The organism is Petrotoga halophila DSM 16923 (genome assembly GCF_002924615.1).
This window is the reverse complement of sequence record NZ_JALY01000028.1, coordinates 1-2,359: the sequence shown is the minus strand read 5'-3', so window position 1 is coordinate 2,359 and position 2,359 is coordinate 1. Positions and strand designations below refer to the sequence as shown.

General features: G+C 36.9%; 2 protein-coding genes and 1 pseudogene. All 3 read right to left on the bottom strand.

From position 1 onward, the window contains the following. Nucleotides 1-38 precede the first annotated feature (38 nt). The gene (purB, locus tag AA81_RS01355) at nucleotides 39-1,334 is read right to left on the bottom strand and encodes an adenylosuccinate lyase (protein WP_041534192.1); all 1,296 of its coding nucleotides are present in this window, start codon (nucleotides 1,332-1,334) and stop codon (nucleotides 39-41) included. Further along, entirely contained in the window at nucleotides 1,327-2,151 is an 825-nt protein-coding gene (gene proC / locus AA81_RS01350) for a pyrroline-5-carboxylate reductase (RefSeq protein ID WP_012208071.1), read from the bottom strand. Before proC ends, purB begins: the two co-directional genes overlap by 8 nt. 1 nt (nucleotide 2,152) lies before the next feature. Further along, nucleotides 2,153-2,359 (bottom strand): annotated as a pseudogene (gene proA / locus AA81_RS01345) (glutamate-5-semialdehyde dehydrogenase); the annotation flags it as partial.

Below are 2,359 nucleotides of genomic sequence, written 5' to 3'. Positions count from 1 at the left end.
CTCCCCACCCTTCTAAGGAATGGGCCTGCAGCCCTCTACTAAAGTTCAAACCTTTCATAAATTTCATTTATATTTTTTAGATAATAATCAGGTGAGAATATATCTTCAAATGCTTCTTTATCTGATAATTTTGCCTTTACTCTATTATCTTCCAATAAAATTGCTTTAAAATCACGCCTTTCATTCCAAGCTTTCATCGCGTTTTCTTGAACTATTTTATAAGCTTCCTCTCTACTTACCCCTAATTCAACTAACTTCAGCAATACCCGTTGAGAATAAATTAAATTATACGATTTTTCTATGTTTTCTTTCATTCTATCTTTGTGAACCACTAAGTTTTCAACTAAGTAATTTGCTTTATTCAACATATAGTAAGTAAGCATGGTTGCATCCGGTATAAACACCCTTTCTACAGACGAATGAGAAATATCTCTTTCGTGCCATAAGGAGATATTCTCATAAGCAGAAGATAGATAAGATCTTAGCATTCTTGACATCCCGGTCAACCTTTCGCACAATATGGGGTTTTTCTTATGTGGCATCGCTGAAGAGCCCCGTTGCTCTTTTTTAAAAGGTTCTTCTACTTCCAGGACCTCTGTTTTTTGAAGGTGCCTGATTTCTATGGCAAGTCTTTCTATACTGCTTCCTATCATAGCTAAAACACTGAAAAATTCAGCGTGAAGATCCCTTGGTAAAACTTGAGTAGATACTTTACAAGGTCTGAGATTGAGTTTTTTCAAAGCGATTTCCTCTACTTTTGGTTCTATGTTAGCATAATTTCCAACCGCCCCGCTGAGTTTTCCTTGGGAAATGTTATCTATAGCCTTTTCTAATCTTTCTTTGTTTCTTTCTTCTTCCGCAACAAATCCTAAAATTTTTAATCCAAAAGATGTTGGCTCAGCGTGTACCCCATGGGTTCTTCCAACTATAATAGTATACTTATGATCCACAGCTAATTTTTTGAGGTTAGCTATGTATTGAGTTAGCTCATCAAGAATAATCTCTTCTGCTCTTTTTATAGCTAAGGATAAAGCTGTATCGACAACATCTGATGATGTTAAACCCTTGTGAAAGTATCTTGCCTCATCTCCCATGTCTTCAGTTACCACTTTTATAAAGGCTATCACGTCATGATCCACTATTTTTTCTGTGTCTAATATTTTTTGAACGTCTAATTTTGCTTTTTGTCGAATGTTTTGGGATGTGCCTTTGGGAGCAAGGTTAAGTTCTTCAAAGGCTTCTATTACAGCTATTTCTACTTCAAGCCATCTTTTATACTGGGCATCTAAAGTCCAAATGTCTTTAATTGGAGAAAGAGAGTACCTTTCAATCAACATCCACACCCCTTTGTGAATTAAGTTCTTTTGACCTTATAGTTGCTTCTTTTACTGCGTCCATAAGGATACCTCGTAAACCATGAGATTCTAAAACTTCTATTCCTTTAATTGCTGTGCCTCCTGGGGAAGTAACCATATCTTTCAACTCTCCAGGATGTTTTCCCGTTTCTAAAACCATCCTTGCAGCGCCAAGTAATGTTCTTGCGGCAAATTCAGTGGAAAGCTCTCTAGGTAAACCCATCAGGACACCGCCGTCGGATAAAGCCTCTATCATCATATAGACATATGCTGGTCCGCTCCCGCTTAAAGCCGTTATCGCATCCATTATATCCTCTTCAACCAAATATACCTTTCCAACGCTTTCCAAAATCTCCTTAACCCTTTTCAAGTCATTTTCGTCAACGTTCTTCTTTTTGCTAATAGCAATAACACCTTCACCTACTAAAATAGGGGTGTTGGGCATAGCTCTTATTATCTTTGATGAAGTTGGTAAAGCTTTATCCAAATGGCGCAGACTTACTCCTGCAGCTATTGATATAACTATCTTGTTTTCACAAGAAGAACTTATTTCTTCCAATACTTTGTCTATTACTTGTGGTTTCACAGCTAAAAGAACGATGTCGGATTCTTTCACCGCTTTTGCGTTATCCGAGATAGTTTTTATGTCGGAGTAATTAGAATTTTTTTCAGAATCGTATTCAAAGAGATCTGTTCCGATTATTTGTTCTCTTTTAAGTGTTTTTGTTTGGATTAGACCTTTTACTAACGTGCTCCCCATTTTTCCCAATCCTATTACACACAGTTTTTCATTCATACTATCTAACCTGCCCGTTTCCCAAGATAATATATTTGGTGGTCGTTAATTCGTTGATTCCAATCGGTCCTCGAACATGTAATTTTTGTGTACTTATTCCCATTTCTGCACCAAAACCGAACTCTTCACCATCGGTAAATCTCGTAGAAGCATTGACATAAACCGCAGCAGAGTCTATTTCGTTTAGAAATTTTTGCGCGGTAGTATA

Coding starts and splice junctions, on each gene's coding strand:
- proC (WP_012208071.1), bottom strand. CDS start 2,151: ATGAATGAAAAACTGTGTGTAATAGGATTGGGAAAAATGGGGAGCACG.